This window comes from Candidatus Blastococcus massiliensis AP3 (assembly GCF_000582785.1).
GTDB lineage: Bacteria > Actinomycetota > Actinomycetes > Mycobacteriales > Geodermatophilaceae > Blastococcus > Blastococcus massiliensis.
The window spans coordinates 556,602-571,245 of record NZ_HG931175.1; the positions used below are offsets into that span (position 1 = coordinate 556,602).

At 73.6% G+C, this 14,644-nt stretch carries 14 protein-coding genes; 4 read left to right on the top strand and 10 right to left on the bottom strand.

The features are described 5' to 3' along the window. On the bottom strand, positions 1 to 267 hold a 267-nt coding region (locus tag BN344_RS20410; protein WP_414625672.1), incomplete at its 3' end, for a YbfB/YjiJ family MFS transporter. A 21-nt stretch (positions 268 to 288) separates the two neighbouring features. Here BN344_RS20410 and BN344_RS16775 point away from each other — a divergent pair. Further along, positions 289 to 882: a TetR/AcrR family transcriptional regulator gene (locus BN344_RS16775; RefSeq protein WP_040339640.1), complete on the top strand. Its 594-nt coding sequence runs from the start codon at positions 289 to 291 to the stop codon at positions 880 to 882. A 6-nt stretch (positions 883 to 888) separates the two neighbouring features. Here the strand turns inward: BN344_RS16775 and BN344_RS16780 are convergent, their stop codons facing one another. The 3 genes from BN344_RS16780 to BN344_RS16790 all read right to left on the bottom strand — a co-directional run bounded on the left by BN344_RS16780 (position 889) and on the right by BN344_RS16790 (position 3,638). Beyond that, the gene (locus BN344_RS16780; RefSeq protein ID WP_155858924.1) at positions 889 to 2,619 is read right to left on the bottom strand and encodes an alpha/beta hydrolase; all 1,731 of its coding nucleotides are present in this window, start codon (positions 2,617 to 2,619) and stop codon (positions 889 to 891) included. 80 nt (positions 2,620 to 2,699) lie between these two features. After that, positions 2,700 to 2,900: a PspC domain-containing protein gene (locus BN344_RS16785; RefSeq protein WP_040339642.1), complete on the bottom strand. Its 201-nt coding sequence runs from the start codon at positions 2,898 to 2,900 to the stop codon at positions 2,700 to 2,702. 42 nt (positions 2,901 to 2,942) lie between these two features. Beyond that, on the bottom strand, positions 2,943 to 3,638 hold the full coding sequence (locus BN344_RS16790) for a CPBP family intramembrane glutamic endopeptidase (RefSeq protein ID WP_197022364.1): 696 nt from the start codon (positions 3,636 to 3,638) through the stop codon (positions 2,943 to 2,945). Between the two features lie 116 nt (positions 3,639 to 3,754). On the opposite strand from BN344_RS16790, the gene BN344_RS16795 reads away from it, so the two are divergent. Then, positions 3,755 to 4,888, top strand: a complete 1,134-nt coding sequence (locus BN344_RS16795) for an AI-2E family transporter (protein ID WP_040339643.1) — start codon at positions 3,755 to 3,757, stop codon at positions 4,886 to 4,888. 31 nt (positions 4,889 to 4,919) lie between these two features. On the opposite strand, the gene BN344_RS16800 is transcribed toward BN344_RS16795, so the two are convergent. Together BN344_RS16800 and BN344_RS16805 are read right to left on the bottom strand one after the other, a co-directional pair. Then, positions 4,920 to 5,450, bottom strand: a complete 531-nt coding sequence (locus BN344_RS16800; protein WP_040339644.1) for a copper chaperone PCu(A)C — start codon at positions 5,448 to 5,450, stop codon at positions 4,920 to 4,922. A 176-nt stretch (positions 5,451 to 5,626) separates the two neighbouring features. Next, the gene (locus tag BN344_RS16805) at positions 5,627 to 6,862 is read right to left on the bottom strand and encodes a 3-deoxy-7-phosphoheptulonate synthase (protein WP_231486946.1); all 1,236 of its coding nucleotides are present in this window, start codon (positions 6,860 to 6,862) and stop codon (positions 5,627 to 5,629) included. A 165-nt stretch (positions 6,863 to 7,027) separates the two neighbouring features. Between BN344_RS16805 and BN344_RS16810 the strand changes: the two genes are divergently transcribed. Next, positions 7,028 to 8,863: a SpoIIE family protein phosphatase gene (locus BN344_RS16810; RefSeq protein ID WP_040339645.1), complete on the top strand. Its 1,836-nt coding sequence runs from the start codon at positions 7,028 to 7,030 to the stop codon at positions 8,861 to 8,863. 1 nt (position 8,864) lies between these two features. Here BN344_RS16810 and BN344_RS16815 read toward each other — a convergent pair whose 3' ends face one another. The 3 genes from BN344_RS16815 to BN344_RS16825 form a co-directional block, all read right to left on the bottom strand. Beyond that, on the bottom strand, positions 8,865 to 10,418 hold the full coding sequence (locus BN344_RS16815) for a PP2C family protein-serine/threonine phosphatase (RefSeq protein WP_040339646.1): 1,554 nt from the start codon (positions 10,416 to 10,418) through the stop codon (positions 8,865 to 8,867). Between the two features lie 59 nt (positions 10,419 to 10,477). Further along, the gene (locus tag BN344_RS16820) at positions 10,478 to 12,133 is read right to left on the bottom strand and encodes a class I adenylate-forming enzyme family protein (protein ID WP_197022365.1); all 1,656 of its coding nucleotides are present in this window, start codon (positions 12,131 to 12,133) and stop codon (positions 10,478 to 10,480) included. A gap of 153 nt (positions 12,134 to 12,286) precedes the next feature. Beyond that, the gene (locus tag BN344_RS16825) at positions 12,287 to 13,114 is read right to left on the bottom strand and encodes an acyl-CoA thioesterase (RefSeq protein ID WP_040339648.1); all 828 of its coding nucleotides are present in this window, start codon (positions 13,112 to 13,114) and stop codon (positions 12,287 to 12,289) included. Between the two features lie 252 nt (positions 13,115 to 13,366). On the opposite strand from BN344_RS16825, the gene BN344_RS21280 reads away from it, so the two are divergent. Continuing rightward, complete coding sequence (locus BN344_RS21280; protein WP_231486949.1) at positions 13,367 to 13,729, top strand: helix-turn-helix domain-containing protein; 363 nt, start codon at positions 13,367 to 13,369, stop codon at positions 13,727 to 13,729. A gap of 75 nt (positions 13,730 to 13,804) precedes the next feature. Here BN344_RS21280 and BN344_RS16835 read toward each other — a convergent pair whose 3' ends face one another. Next, complete coding sequence (locus tag BN344_RS16835; RefSeq protein WP_040339649.1) at positions 13,805 to 14,569, bottom strand: crotonase/enoyl-CoA hydratase family protein; 765 nt, start codon at positions 14,567 to 14,569, stop codon at positions 13,805 to 13,807. Positions 14,570 to 14,644: the final 75 nt, after the last annotated feature.

The window sequence follows — 14,644 nt, forward strand, 5'->3', positions numbered from 1 at the left end:
GGCACTGCCACCGGCGAACCAGAGGGCGCCGCGTGCCCGGTCGCTGCCGACCAGCCGGCCACCGAGGACGGCGGCCCCGCAGTAGCCGGCGTAGCTGCCTGCCGCGATGACCCCGGCGGCGCCCGCGGACAGACCGAACGCCGCGCGGAACTGCGGCAGGTAGAGGCCGTAGCCGTAGCGGGCCAGGCCGTAGGTCACCGCGATGAGGGCCAGCCCCGCCACCACCAGGGAGCCGGAGGAATGCCGCTGTAACGATCGTTTCGTCATAACGATCGTTACACTAGGCCCGTGTCCCCCGACCTGGCAGCTCGACCGGCCCGCGAGCGCCTGCTCGCCGCCGCCGGTGAGCTGTTCTACGAGTCCGGCATCGCCGCCACCGGGGTCGATGCCGTCCTGGCGCGGGCCGGGGTCGCCCCCGCCACCATGTACGCCCACTTCGCCGGCAAGGACGGCCTCGTGGCCGCGTACCTGGAGCAGCGGCACGAGGCCTGGCGGCGGACGTGGGACGAGGTGCTCGCCGGCCTGGCCGACCCCGTCGACCGGTTGCTGTCGGTCTTCGACGCGGTGGCCCTCTACCGGCGCCGGGAGGGCAACCGGCGAGGCTGCGGCTTCCTCGCGGCGGCCACCGAGCTCCCGCCCGGCCATCCCGGGCAGCGCTGGCTGGATGCCGACTCGCGGCTGCTCGCCGAGCGCCTGCGCGCTCTGGCGACCGACGCCGGCGCGCGGGATCCCGACGACGTGGCGGACAGCCTGCTGCTGCTCTACGACGGGGTGCTGAACCGCTTCGCGCGCGCCGCCACGACCTCGGGCCTCCCCTCGGACGACCCGCTCGTCCGGGCCCGCCGGCTCGCCGCGGAGTGGGTGGCCGGGGCCATCGCCTGACCGGGATCAGTCGAGGAAGACCCGGCGGGCGCGGTCGGTGTCCGGGACGGTCCAGCCGGGCGGCGGCGCGACGACCGCCCAGGCGTCCAGCAGCTGATCGGCGTAGTTGTGCCCGTACCCCATCGGCGGGTAGTCGGCGTTGGTGAGGTCGGCGCTCACCTGCCAGAAGGTGACGACCGGGTACCAGCTCATCGCCGGGTTGACGCCGTTCCCACGGGGTTCGACGAGCCAGTCCGGGCGCGAGAACAGCAGGTCCGGCGACCACCACACGACCGGGTCGGTCGGGTGCATGAGGTAGGCGACCCGCGGCTCCAGCCACGGTCCGTCGGGACGGCGCAGGTCCTCCGGGTCGTCGGCGAACCGGACGACGAGACCGCCGGCGTAGGCGGGATCCATCTCCCTCGTCCCCGGATCGCGACGCTCGACCAGTTGCGCCCACAGCTCGTTGCTGTTCGGTGGCCCGGTCCACAGCACGCCGTCGGCCCGCTCGCGGATGTCGAGCAGTCCGTCGAATGCGGCCTCCGAGCCCTGCGAACCGAGACTCTCCCCGTACACCAGCAGCCGGGGACGCCGGTCTTCGGGGACCTCCTGCACGCGGGCGTGCACCGCGTCGAACAGGCTGCGGCCGGCCGCCTTCGACCGGCTGCTGTCGACGAGGAAGGAGATCCAGCTCGGCAGGTAGGAGTACTGCGTCGCCACGGTCGCGACGTCGCCCCCGTACATCAGCTCGAGAGCCTCCGGCGCGGCCTGGTTCACCCAGCCGGTGCCCGTCGTCGTGTTCACCAGCAGCACGGCCCGGTCGAACGCGCCGGTGCGCTCGAGCTCGGTCACCGCCAGCTCGGCCTGGGCGGCGTACCCGTCGGCGCCCTCCAGTCCGACGTACACGCGGATGGGAACCTGCACGTCGTCCTCGGGCAGGCCGGAGGCCTCGGCGATCCGGTCGCGGGACGGCCCTCCGGCCACGAAGTCCTGGCCGTAGTGCCCCAGGGTGTCCCACGTCGAGAGCGAGGACGGGGACCCGGATCGCTCGGCGAGCTCCGGCCGGGTCACCCCCTCGGGCGTGCGCTCGTTGCTGACGCTGAAGCTCGCATCGGCGGTGTTCAGCGCCCAGCGCAGGACCACGCCTTCGACGACCCCCGCGGTCAGGAGCAGCACCGCGACGACGCCGATCCCGAGCGCCACCCGCGGCGGCAGGCGGAGCCACCGGCGCAGGAGCAGGGCGGTCCCGCGCACCATCCACCGGAGACCGCGGCCCAGCGCCACGAGCAGAGCCGCGAGGACGACGATCACCGGCGCCGCGCGCAGCCAACCGGCGCTGGTCTCCGGCGGCAGCCCGACGAGCTCGCGGGTCTCCCGCTGCCAGTCAGCGGCGATCACCAGGACGACGAGCAGCGCGACAGGGATGCCGGCCAGCAGGGTTCCCCACGCCCCGCGCCGCACCCGCTCGGGCACCACGCGGTCGATCCGGCCGGCCGCCCGCCGGTAGGCCGCGGTGCGGCGGACGAGCCAGGCCAGCAGCACGCCGAGGCCGTAGCCGATCCCCGCGGACAGGCCGCTGACGATCCCCTGGAACAACCAGCCCCGGGGCAGGAGGGACGGCGTCATCGCCAGGAGCGCGAACAGGGTCGCCACGACCAGGCCGGTCGCGTCCGCGCGCAACGTCCGCCATCCGCGCCGGTCCAGCAGGGCGACCGCGGCGTCCTCCTCCGCCCGGCCGGACGACACCCTCGTGCTCACGCCGCGGGACAGCGGAGCGGGGTCATCAGCTCATCCTCCCGCCGGGACGGCCCGCCGTCACCGCCCCGCCCCCATCCGGGTCAGGCCGCGCGGCCGGCCGACGGCGCCTTCGGGATGAGGATCCACAGGACGATGTAGGCGAGCTCGCCCAACCCGAAGAGGCCGAACAGCACGAAGGCCACGCGCACCAGCCCGCGGGAGATCCCGAACCGGTCCGCCAGGGCTGCGCACACCCCCGCGAGAACCTTGCCGGACCGGGGCCTGACCAGTACAGATGCCATGCGGTCGCTCCTACCCGCGGGGACGACGGCGCCAACCTCCGCTCAGCGCGCTGCCGCCGCGGCCAGCAGACCGAGGCTGTTCGTGCCGAGGTGCAGACCGACCGGTGCCAGCACGCTGTCGCTGCGCAGCCGCAGCCAGGCGAGGACCAGTCCCCCGGTGCCCGTGCCGACGACGGTGCCGGCGACGGAGCCGCTCGTGAGCACCGGGGATGCCGCGGACCGGGCGTCGTCGAACGCCGTGCTGAGGTGCCACAGGCCGAAGACCACCGACGTCACCACCGCCGCCCAGCGGACGGGCAGCCGCCGCCGCGCGACCGCCAGCAGGACCCCCCGGAAGGCGACCTCCTCGCAGACGACGACCCCCAGGGGGATCAGCACGAGCGCGCGGGCGGCGACCTCCCCGGTGGTCACGCCGTCCGGCGCGAACCCCGCGATGGCCCCACGTCCGGCGGGGACGGCCAGGGCGATCAGGTAGCCGGCGCCGGCCACGCCGAGCAGCGCACCGCCCCACCGCGCCCCGGTGCGCCAGGTCGAGCGGCTCAGCCCGAGCTCTGCCCACGTCAGCCCGGCCGAGCGCGCGGCCAGCACCAGCCCGGCTGTCCCCGCGACGTTGACGACGGCGCGGACACCGGTCGACGGCGGCAGGGCGGGGACGACGAGGTTGCTCCAGGTCAGCAGCCCCGCCGACGTGGCGGTCATCGGCGCCCAGCGCCGCACGGCCCGACGTCGACGAGACATGCACGGAATCGTCGCTCCGCGGGCGCCCCGGGGCTCGCCGGAACCCTGACGACCTGCGCGGCACGTGGCGACCGTGTCGGGCCGCGACGACGTGGGGCCGGTCCTACTCTCACGGGGTGACGACGCCGGCCCACGACCGCCGTCCCTACCCGCTGTGGCTCGACCGGGGTGCCGGGATCGCCGCTCGCTTCCTGGTCATCCTGGTGGCGATCGGTGCGGTGCTGTGGATGGCGCTCCAGGTCACGCTGGTCGTCACCGCCGTGGTCCTGGGGTTCGCGGTCGTCTCGATGCTGTGGCCCGTGGCCCGATGGCTGCGCCGCCACGGGTGGCCACCCGTGCTCGCGGCCATCGTCACCGTGGTCTTCCTGCTCGGCTCCTTCGCTCTCCTCGCCTACTTCGTCGTCTCGCAGATCATCGCCAACATCCCCGGACTGGTGGACGCCGGTGCGGCCCTGGTGGACACGTTCACCGACTGGGCGGCGGACCGGCCGGTGGCCGAGGAGTCGCCGCTGGCGCGCGAGGCTCTCAATCAGCTCGAGAGCACGGTCGGCGCCGTGCTGGACGGTCTCGGTTCGGGCGTCGTCGCCGGCGTGGGCGCCCTCAGCAACGTCGCCACGGTGCTCGGCATCGCCATCTTCTTCGCGATCTTCGCGCTCACCGGCGGGGACAAGCTGTGGTGGCAGTTCACCGGCCTGCTGCCCGAGCGCAACCGGGAGCCGGCCACGGAGTCCTTCCGCGCCGTCATGACCACGACCGGAGGGTGGTTCTACGCCTCGACGCTCACCGGCCTGATCGACGGCGTCCTGATCGGGGCCGGGCTGCTCGTGCTCGGAGTGCCGCTGGCCGTCCCGATCGGCGCCCTGACCTTCGTGCTCGGGTACATCCCGCTGGTCGGCGCCACGCTGGCCGGGGTCGCCGCGGTGGGTGTCGCGTTCGTCGCCGGCGGCTGGTCGACCGCGCTGTGGGCCCTGCTCATCGTCCTCGCCGTCCAGCAGATCGAGGGCAACGTCCTGTCCCCGCTGCTCCTGTCCCGGGCGGTCAACTTCCCACCCCTCATCACGCTGCTCCTCACCACCACCGCGGGGCTGGCCTTCGGCATCGTGGGGCTCTTCCTCGCCGTCCCCGTGGTCGGCGCGATCGTGGCCGCCGCGACGACGTACCGCCGCAGCATCGACGAGGCGCACGAGCCGGCATCAGCAGAGCCCGACGGAGAACCGGCGGTGCTCGAACCCAGCGATCAGCCGCCCTAGGCCGTCCGGGCCGGCGGGCTCCCGGCCGGCCTCAGTCGCCCGACGCCTGCTCGCGCAGGAAACGGTCGAGCGTCAGCCGCAGCGGCGCGCTGACCGGGGCGTCCACCGTGACCTCGCCGGCCTCCTGGAAGGTGAAGGTGATCTCCAGTGACTCGGCGGTGCGCAGGGTCTCGTCCAGGCCCACGATCACCAGGACCGGGCCGTCGGGGCCGTCGGTGAACACCGTCTCCCCCTCCGGGATGCTGATGCCGGGATCGGAGGAGGCCGGATCCTCGTCCACCACCGTGCCGGTGAAGTCCGGGCCGGACACGCCGACCAGCTCGTCGTCCTCGTCACCGCTGTTGACCATCGCGACACCGAGGAGGGCGGCCGAGCCGATCTCGTAGATGCCGTCCGGAGGGTTGTCCAGGCGGACGTTGCGCAACTCCATGTCCCCCACGGAGGCCGCCACCCCCGGGCCGCCCGGGCCGGCGGGCTCCTCGTCCTCGCCACATCCGCCCAGCACGACGACCGAGGTGAGGAGCAGGCCGCCCAGTACGGCCTGCGAACGGGACCCGCGCACGGTGCCTCCCTCGGAATGCCTGCTAGCCCGGAGCCGGCCACTCGTCTCCAGGATGAGCCGCCCGGGCCGCGGCGGCACGCCGAACCTCCGGTGAGCCTGGCCCTGTTCGTCCGCCGGGCGGCCGGACTGTCGAGCTCCACGCGGTCACGGGGCTCGACCTCGGCGGCCCGCTGTCCTCAGGGGCGCCCGGAACCCACTCGCCTGGCCCGGGTGGCCGCGGCCAGCTCGGCCAGGATCACCTCGGTCGTGTCCAGGTCGACGCACGCGTCGGTGACGCTGCAGCCGTAGGTCAGCCGCTCGGGGTGGCGCCGGTCGAGGTCCTGCCGCCCGGCCACGAGGTTGCTCTCGACCATGACGCCGCGGATCGCCCGCTCCCCGCCGGCGATCTGCCCGGCCAGGTCGCGCACGACCTCGATCTGCCGCCGGTGGTCCTTCTGGCTGTTGCCGTGGGAGGCGTCGACGACGACCACCTCCGGCAGGCCGCGGGCGGCGAGCTTCCGCCTGGTCTCGGCGATGTGGGCGGCGGAGTAGTTGGGGCCCGCCCTGTCCCCGCGGAGGATGACGTGGCCGGTGTCGTTGCCCGTCGTCGACAGCTGTGCGCTGACCCCGTGCGCGTCCACGCCGAGGAACTCGTGCGGGGCGCGGGCGGCGACGACGGCCTGGATCGCGGCGTCGATGCTCCCCTCGGGCGAGTTCTTGAAGCCGACGACGGAGGAGAAGCCGGAGACCCGCTCGCGCGCGGTCTGGTCGGTGACGTTGCGGGCGCCGACGCCGTTGTAGGTCACCAGGCCGTTGACGTACTGCGGGGTGAGCGCGTTGAGCGGCTCGGCCGCCACCGGGACCCCGAGCTCGGTGATCCGGCCCATGAGCATCCGGGTCGCCACCAGCCCCACGCTGATCCGGCTGGAGCCGTCCAGGAACGGGTCGTAGGCGAAGCCCTTCCAGTCCACCTCGGTGCGCGGCTTCTCGGTGTAGGTCCGCATGAGGATCTCGAGGTCGTCGCCGTGCCGCTCCCGCATGCGCGCGAGGAAGGCGGCGTACTCGAGCGCGGCGGCCGGGTCGTGGATCGAGCACGGCCCGGCGATCACGACCACGCGGTCGTCGGCGCCGCCGAGCACGTCGGTGACCGCGCCACGGGCCACCCGGGTGGTGGCGACCGACTCCCCGGACAGCGGGACGACGGACGCGACCGCCGCCGGGGTGACGACGACGCTCAGGCCGGTGATCCTGGCGTTCACCAGGCCACCGAGGTCGACCGGTGGCGCGTCCGCGACGCCCAGCCGCTGCGCGACCTCGGGGAGGAGTTCGCTCAGCGCGGCGTCGATCTGCGCGTTCACCCGGGTCTGGACGTCGAGCAGCAGGTCGGCGACCGTCGTCGCCTCCGCCAGCAGCGCGTCGGGTGTCCCGTCCACTCCAGGCCTCCAGCACGTCGCACGGCGCGGCCCGGACGCGGGCGCGCTGCGGACAGCATCGTCGATGCCCGCTGCGGCCCGACACCCGCCCGACACGGGTCTGGCCGCGCGGGAGCGGCTCGATTGGTGCGGCTACACCCATTGCCTGCCATCATGTGATGCGACATGTATGTGCAGCCCCGACGAGCAGCCGTTCCGCCGGCGCAGCCGCCGCGGGGCGACTCCCCCGTCACGGACGCCGGTCGGCTGGCAGCGGTACGCGCCACGGAACTGCTCGACGCCGGGGCCGAGTCGTCCTTCGACCGCCTGACGGCACTGGCCCGACGGCTCACCGGGGCGCCGCTGGCGTTCATCACGGTGGTCGACGACGAGCGCTCGTACTGGCTCAGCCGGCAGGGGCTGGCGGTCGACGGCCCCGTGCAGAACACGGTCGAGGAGTCGTTCTGCCAGTACGTGCTGGGCGGCGAGCCGCTGGTGTCGCGTGACGTCACCGCCGATGACCGCACGCGGGACAACCCCTCCATCGAGGGCATGGGCGTGCGGGCCTGGGCCGGCTTCCCGGTGCACACCCCGGACGGCCACGTGCTCGGCAGCTTCTGCGTGGTCGACACCGACGTGCACGAGTGGACCCCGTCCGACGTCGCCCTGCTGGAGGACCTCGCGGCCATCGCCTCGCGGGAGGTGGCCCTGCGCGCCGCCACCGCCGCGGCGGAGGAGGCCCGGGCCGCCGCCCGCGCCGAAGCCGACCGCGCGTCGTTGCTGGCCCGCATCGGCGGCCTGCTGACCGCCGGATCGGAACTCGCCCACGTCTGGGAGGCGATCGCCACCCTGGCCGTGCCGGCGCTGGGCGACTTCGCCTACGTCTGCACCGTGGAGCGGGACGGCAGCCTGCGACCGGTCTCCGCCCGGCACCGCGACGCGGACGGGCTCGACGTCCTGTGGGACTGGATCCGCCACGCCGGTCGCCGCGTCGGGGAGGAGAGCGGCCCCGGCCACGTTGCGGTCACCGGCAAGCCCGAGCTCATCGTGCTACCCGGACCCGAACAGCTCACCCCGGGGCAGCGGGCGGCGGCGGACCGGCTGTCGGTCTGCAGCGCCGTGGTGGTGCCGCTGGCCAGCCGTCAGGAGGTCGTCGCCGTCCTGACCGTCGCGCGCGTCGACGGCTCTCCCGCCTACGGCGACACCGACCAGGACCTGATCACCGCCGTCGCCGACCGGGCGGCCCTGATCGTCGAGAACGCCCTCGCCTACGCCCGGGAGCGCACGGTCTCCGAGACCATGCAGCGGGCGCTCCTGCCGCCGGCGCTGCCGCGTCCGGACCGACTGGAACTCGCCTCGCGGTACCTGCCCGCCGGCGACGCGCAGCTGGTCGGTGGCGACTGGTACGACGCCTTCCTCGACGCGACCGGGACCACCAGCGTGGTGATCGGCGACGTGGCGGGCCACGACATCGATGCCGCCGCCACCATGGGCGAGCTGCGCGCGATGGTGCGCATGGCCGGTCACGCCGGGACGGCCGGGCCGGCGGAGGTCCTCGGCGCGGTGGACGCCGCGGTGGACATCCTCGGGCACCAGGTCTTCGCGACGGCGCTGATCACCCAGGTCGAGGCCCACCCCGACGCGCAGCGCAACCACAGCGTCCGGTGGTCGTCGGCCGGTCATCCCCCTCCGCTGCTGGTCCATCCCGACGGCCGGGTCGACGTCCTCTCGCAGTCGATCGGCCTGCCGCTCGGAGTCCTCTCCGGGCGGCCCCGCCCCGATCACCGGACGTCCCTCCCGCCCGGCGCGACGCTGGTCCTCTACACCGACGGACTGATCGAGCACACCGCGGACGAGCACGGCACCCGGGATCTCGACGCCGGCCTGGCCCGGCTGGTCGACGTCCTCGCCCGGTCGGCCCGGCTCGGCGTGGCAGCGCTGTGCGACGAGCTGATGACCCTGCTGCCCCCGACCGGTGCGGACGACGACGTCGCACTGATCGCCCTCCGCGCCCGAGGCTGAGTCAGCCCCAGCGCAGCGCCAGCAGCACCGTGTCGTCCTTGTTGCCCTCGCTCGACAGCTCGGCCAGCAGGTCGTCGAGCATGCCCTCGAGCGGTCGCGAGCCGGCAGCGGCCGCAGCGACGCGCAGCCGCTCCAGGCCGGTGTCGAGGGGTTCCCGGCGGCGTTCGACCGCCCCGTCGGTGAAGGCGACCAGCGTCGCCGCCGAGGTGATCGGCACCACCGTGGCGCCCGGCGGGTGCGGAGCCGGCACGCCGACCGGCGGGGCGACCGGGCAGTCCAGCATCGTCGCGGAGCCGCCGGTGACCAGCACCGGAGCGAAGTGCCCGGCGGAGACCAGACGCAGCCGGTCGGAGGACGTGTCCAGCTCACCGAGGAGCACGGTGGCGAACTGGTGATCGGTGCTGATGTCGAGCAGATCACGCAGCCGGGCCATCACCACCTCGATGTCGTGCCCCTCGGCCACGTACGCGCGGACGGCGAACCGCAGCGCGGCCATGGTCGTGGCGGCGGGGAGTCCGCGACCGGAGATGTCGCCGACCACGAAGACGCAGCAGTGCGGCCCACGGGCGATGACGTCGTACCAGTCGCCACCCACGTCGAGCTCGTCGACGCCGGCGACGTAGCGCGCCGCGATCCCGACACCGCTCATCTCCGGGACGGCCGGCAGGAGTGCGTGCTGGAGCGTGCCGGCGATGCCGCGCTGCTCCCGGTAGAGCCGTTCGTTCTCGGCGGCCAGGCGCTCGGCCAGGGCCCTGCGGCGGGAGACGTACTCCACCGTCACCCCTCCGGCCAGGGCGAGGAGGAGACCGGCGCCGAGCACGATCCACGGCAGGGCGCTGGACAGGGCGCTGCTCAGGGATGCCTGGGCGACGCCGACGACGGTGAGCGTCGTGTCGCCGAACGGCACCGTCGTCGTCTCCGAGCGGCCGGGGTCGGGGGCATCCTCCGTCGCCTGCAGCAACCGGTCCGGGTCGACGTCGTCCCCGAGGTACAGCGCGAGGTCGAGTCCGGCCAGCGGCGAGCCCTCGGGCACGGTCAGCCGGCGCTCCGGCGGCAGCGGCGACTCGGCGTACACGAGGAGGTCGCCGTCGCCCTCGGCCGGCCGCAGCCCGTAGGTCAGCCGGTCGGGTTCCCCCGGCAGGATCCCGAACATCAGGAGCTCTCCGGTCGCCTCCAGTCCGGTGAAAGCGTCCGCCCCGTCCTCCGGCACCAGCGGGTCCACGCCCTGGACGACCAGCCGCTCGGCTTCGTCGTCCGTGATCCGCCACAGCGACAGGGACTGGCCGGTCTCCCTCAACTGGCTGTCGGCGAAGCGGGCGAATGCGTCCGGGTCCTCGTCGGTGGCGACCGCGACGGCACCGAGGTCCGCCAACTGGACCTGCAGGACCGCGGCCTGGCTCCCGAGCACCGTCCCCACCTGGGCGAGTTGACGGCGCAGCAGACTCTGCTCGCTCTCGGCGTTGACCTGCCAGGTCAGGACCGCCAGCCCCACCGTGAGAATGAGCAGCACCAGGGTGACGGCGACGCTGAGCTTGCGCGGCGGAGTCCTCAGCATGTCCTGCGCACCCTAACCTCGGGACGTCCGAGGCCAGGGTGCCGCGCCGACGAGCCGCGCTATCCGGCCTGCGACGCGAGCTCCCCGCGCAGGTCGCGCTTCATGAACTTGCCGGCCGGGTTGCGCGGCAGCGGCGAGGTGCGGATGTCGATCACGGTCGGGATCTTGAACGAAGCGAGCCGCTCGCCCAGGAATCCCACCAGCTCGTCCTGGGTCAGCGAGGCGCCGTCGTTGAGCACGATCACCGTGGCGACCTCCTCGCCCAGCCGCTCGTGGGGCACGCCGAGCACGGCGGCCTCCATGACGGCGGGGTGCTCGTAGATGGCGGCCTCGACCTCGGCGCAGTACACGTTCTCCCCGCCGCGGAGGACCATGTCCTTGAGCCGGTCGTCCACGTAGACCAGGCCCTCCTCGTCGAGGTGCCCGATGTCACCGGTGCGCAGCCAGCCGTCGACGATGGTCTCGGCGGTCGCGTCCGGCCGGTTCCAGTACCCGCGGATGAGGTTGACGCCGCGGAACCAGATCTCGCCGCGCTCCCCCACCGGGAGGACGTCGAAGGTGGCGGGGTCGCGGATCTCGACCTGCATGGGCAGGGGCACCCGGCCGGCGGCCATCGGCTTCTCCAGCGCATCCTGCCCGGCCAGGCTCGGGCCGAGCGCGTTGGTCTCGGTCATGCCGTAGGAGAAGCCGGGGCTGGCCGCCTTGAACGAGTTGTCGATGTTGGCGATGAGCGCCGGCGGCGTGGGCGCGCCGCCACCACCCACCGACAGCAGGCTCGAGGTGTCGTACTCGTTGAACCGCGGGTGCTGCAGCATGTCGATGCTCTGCGTCGGCACACCGACGAAGGCGCTGAGCTGCTCGCTCTCGATGAGCTTGAGCGCGGCCTCGGGGTCCCACTTGTACATGATCGCCAGCTTCCGGCCGGCGACCAGCGACCCCAGCATCACGGCGACGCAGCCGGTGACGTGGAAGAGCGGGACGGCGAGGATCGCGCCCCCGGGCGGGGCGTCCGGGTCCTCCGGGGGCGTGACCAGCGCGGCCACCATGCCCCGGGCCAGGAAGCCCATGACGGTGTTGACCAGCGCGCGGTGCGTGGAGACCGCACCCTTGGGACGGCCCGTGGTGCCGGAGGTGTAGAGGATGGTCGCGTCGTCCTCCGACTCGACCGTCACGTCGGGCAGCGCAGTGCCGGGGACGACGACGTCCTCCCACCTGTCCGCGCCCTCGACCGGGGCGGACGCGCGGACGACGACGGTCCGCGCCCCCAGCCGCTGCGCCGAGGCGGCGGCGAGCTTGGCCCGCTGCTCGTCGGCGACGATCAGGGTCGCGCCCGAGTCCTCGAGGGCGAAGTCGAGCTCGTCCTCGGTCCACCACGCGTTCATCGAGACGTTGATGGCACCGATCGAGAGGATCGCGATGAACGCCTCGACCCACTCCGGGTAGTTGCGCATCGCGATCGCGACGCGGTCGCCCTTCTTGACGCCGTAGCGCTCGACCAGGGCGGCGGCGAAGGCGTCGGCCTCGGCGAAGGTCTCGGTGAAGGTGCGCCGCTCGTCCCCGAAGACGAGGTAGGGCGCATCCCCGTGGGCGCGGGCGAGCGCGAAGATCTCGCGCATGCTCTGCGGCGCGTGCTTGAAGACGTCGTAGGTCACGCCGTCAGGCCGCGTCCAGGAGGCCAGCTCGAACATCTGCCCTGGGCTGGTGACTTCTGCCACGGCCTCTGTGTGACTCAACGACACGGGAACGACGCCTCCTCGGCGGTTGCGCGACAGGACGCCGGGGGGTGACCCACGGCATAACCGGACGATTTCATGCTCGAAGCATTTTGGGCAACAACCGTCCTGCATCGAGCCGGGGGTCGCGGTCGGTCAGGAAGGGCGGCGACGGTAGAGACACTGGCCGCCACCGGAGGCGTGCAGCGTCCCGCCCGGTGACCAGACGTTGGCGCGCCAGCCGAACATCCCCCGGGTGGAGACCGGCGCGGAGCCGTCGCAGAGCAGCCAGGGCTCCTCGGTGGCCGGGCGATGGAAGGCGACGTTCAGGTCCAGGGTCGGCGCGATGTAGGCCGGCCGCTGCCACGCATGGGGGCGGTGGGCCGAGGGCCAGCTGGGCAGGTCGATCAGGATCACCGAGCGGGCCGCATCGGTCCACGGGTCGGGGAACGTCGCCGTCGTCCGGAACCGGAGCCACTCCTGCCACACCGCCGGGCGAGGGCCGTCCGGCGGAGCGTCCTCCCACGCGACGGGGCGCCCCTCGAGGTTGTTCCAGAAGGGGAACGGAGGCCCGCTGCCCGCCGGCACCAGCTCCTCGATGGACTTCAGCTCGTCCGGCCCGGGAACGTCGGGCGGCACCGTCTCGTCGTGCTCCAGGCCCTCGTTCTCGGCGACGGCCCACACCAGCGCGTTGAGGATCGGCTTCCCGTTCTGGGTGATCGCGACGGTCGACGAGCTCGCGACGCGCCCCGGCTTGACGTGGTGCACCTCGATGTCGATCGGTTCCGGGCGGGCCACCCCGAGGTAGTGGCACGAGAACGCGGCCGGCACCCGATCGTGCGCGGTGGCGCCGACCGCCCGTAGTGCGAAGGAGGCGATGTAGCCGCCCATCGGCCCCCAGATGTCCCACTCCGGCGACGGCGTGGCCCGGAAGCGCCCCTCGTCGACCTGCTCCACCTGCGTGTCCACGCCCAGATCGCTCACGGCGACACCCTCGCGTCGGCACCGCGGGCCGCGCAACCCACTTCCCTCGACCTCCGAGCCCCGGCCGTGGACCCCGGGCGGCCGGTGCCGGGTGCCTAGGCCAACTTCTGCCGAAGCGGACCGGTCCGTCTCGTCCGATGTAACTCTCGTGACGGCAGGGACGTGCACTTACTGTCGGTAGCAGCACAGGCGCACAACGTCGCTGGTGCCGAGACCACCCCGCCCCAGCGCGGCCACCCCGAGGAGACCGACGTGACCCTTCCCCACCGCTCCGCCGCTCCTGCTCTCGCCCGGCCGGCCGCCTACGGCTCGCGCCCCGTCCAGCGCCCCGCCGTCCCCGGCCCGCGTCCCGCCGTCCAGCACCCGATGGCCGCCCGCCCCATGGCCGGTCACCCCATGGCCGCCGGCCAGCCGATGCAGCGCCCGGCTCCGCGTCCCGCGGTCTCGTTCCTGACCGTGACCGAGGTCGCGGCGATCATGCGGGTCTCGAAGATGACCGTGTACCGCCTGGTCCACGGCGGGGAGATGGCCGCGGTCCGCGTCGGCCGGTCCTTCCGGGTGCCCGAGCCGGCCGTCCGCGAGTACCTCGCCGGCGCCCGCACCGACGTCGCCTGACGTCCGGGCCGTCCACACGGGACGGCCCGGACCACTTCCTCCCGTCGCGGAGGAACTAGGGGTTCAGGCGGAGCCTCAGCGGTTCTTCCACTGAGGTGCACGCTTCTCCGCGAAGGCGGTCGCGCCCTCGCGCGCGTCCTCGCTGGCGAACACCGGCCCGATGACCTTGCTCTGCTCCTGCCAGCCCTGCTGGAACGTCCAGTCGGGGGCCGAGCGGACGATGTGCTTGGTGGCGGCCACGGCAAGCGGTCCGTTCGCCGCGATGGTCGCGGCCAGCGCGAGCGCCCCGTCGAGGGCCTCCCCCGACGCCGTCACGCGGTTGACCAGGCCGACCTCGGCCGCCCGGGAAGCGCTGATCGGGTCGCCGGTGAGCAGCAGCTCCAGCGCGATCGACTGCGGGATCCGGCGGGGCAGCGCGAGCGCAGCGCCACCGGCAGCGACCAGTGATCGCTTCACCTCGGGAACACCGAACCGGGCGTCCTCGGCGGCGACGATGAGGTCGCAGGCGAGCAGCAGTTCGAAGCCACCGGCCAGCGCCCAGCCCTCGACGGCGCCGATCAGCGGCTTGCGCGGCGGGGTCTCGGTGATCCCGCACAGCCCGCGGCCCTCGATGCTGGGGGTCTCGCCACGCATGAAGGCCTTCAGGTCCATCCCCGAGGAGAAGGTCCCGCCGGCGCCGGTCAGGACGCCGACGCGCAGCTCGTCCGACGAGTCCAGCTCGTCGACGGCGGCCGCGACTGCGTCGGCCACCGCCTTGTTCAGCGCGTTGCGCGCCTCCGGGCGATTGATGGTGATGATCAGGACGCCGTCCCGGCGGTCCAGGAGCACCTCGTCGGACACAGTCCACTCCCTCGGTGAGTCGAACGTTCGGTCGTTGCGATCGGACGGGAACCGGCCGGGGGTGCGGCCGCCGTC

Coding starts and splice junctions, on each gene's coding strand:
- BN344_RS16815 (WP_040339646.1), bottom strand. CDS start 10,418: ATGCTGAGGACTCCGCCGCGCAAGCTCAGCGTCGCCGTCACCCTGGTG.
- BN344_RS16810 (WP_040339645.1), top strand. CDS start 7,028: ATGTATGTGCAGCCCCGACGAGCAGCCGTTCCGCCGGCGCAGCCGCCG.
- BN344_RS16790 (WP_197022364.1), bottom strand. CDS start 3,638: ATGTCTCGTCGACGTCGGGCCGTGCGGCGCTGGGCGCCGATGACCGCC.
- BN344_RS16785 (WP_040339642.1), bottom strand. CDS start 2,900: ATGGCATCTGTACTGGTCAGGCCCCGGTCCGGCAAGGTTCTCGCGGGG.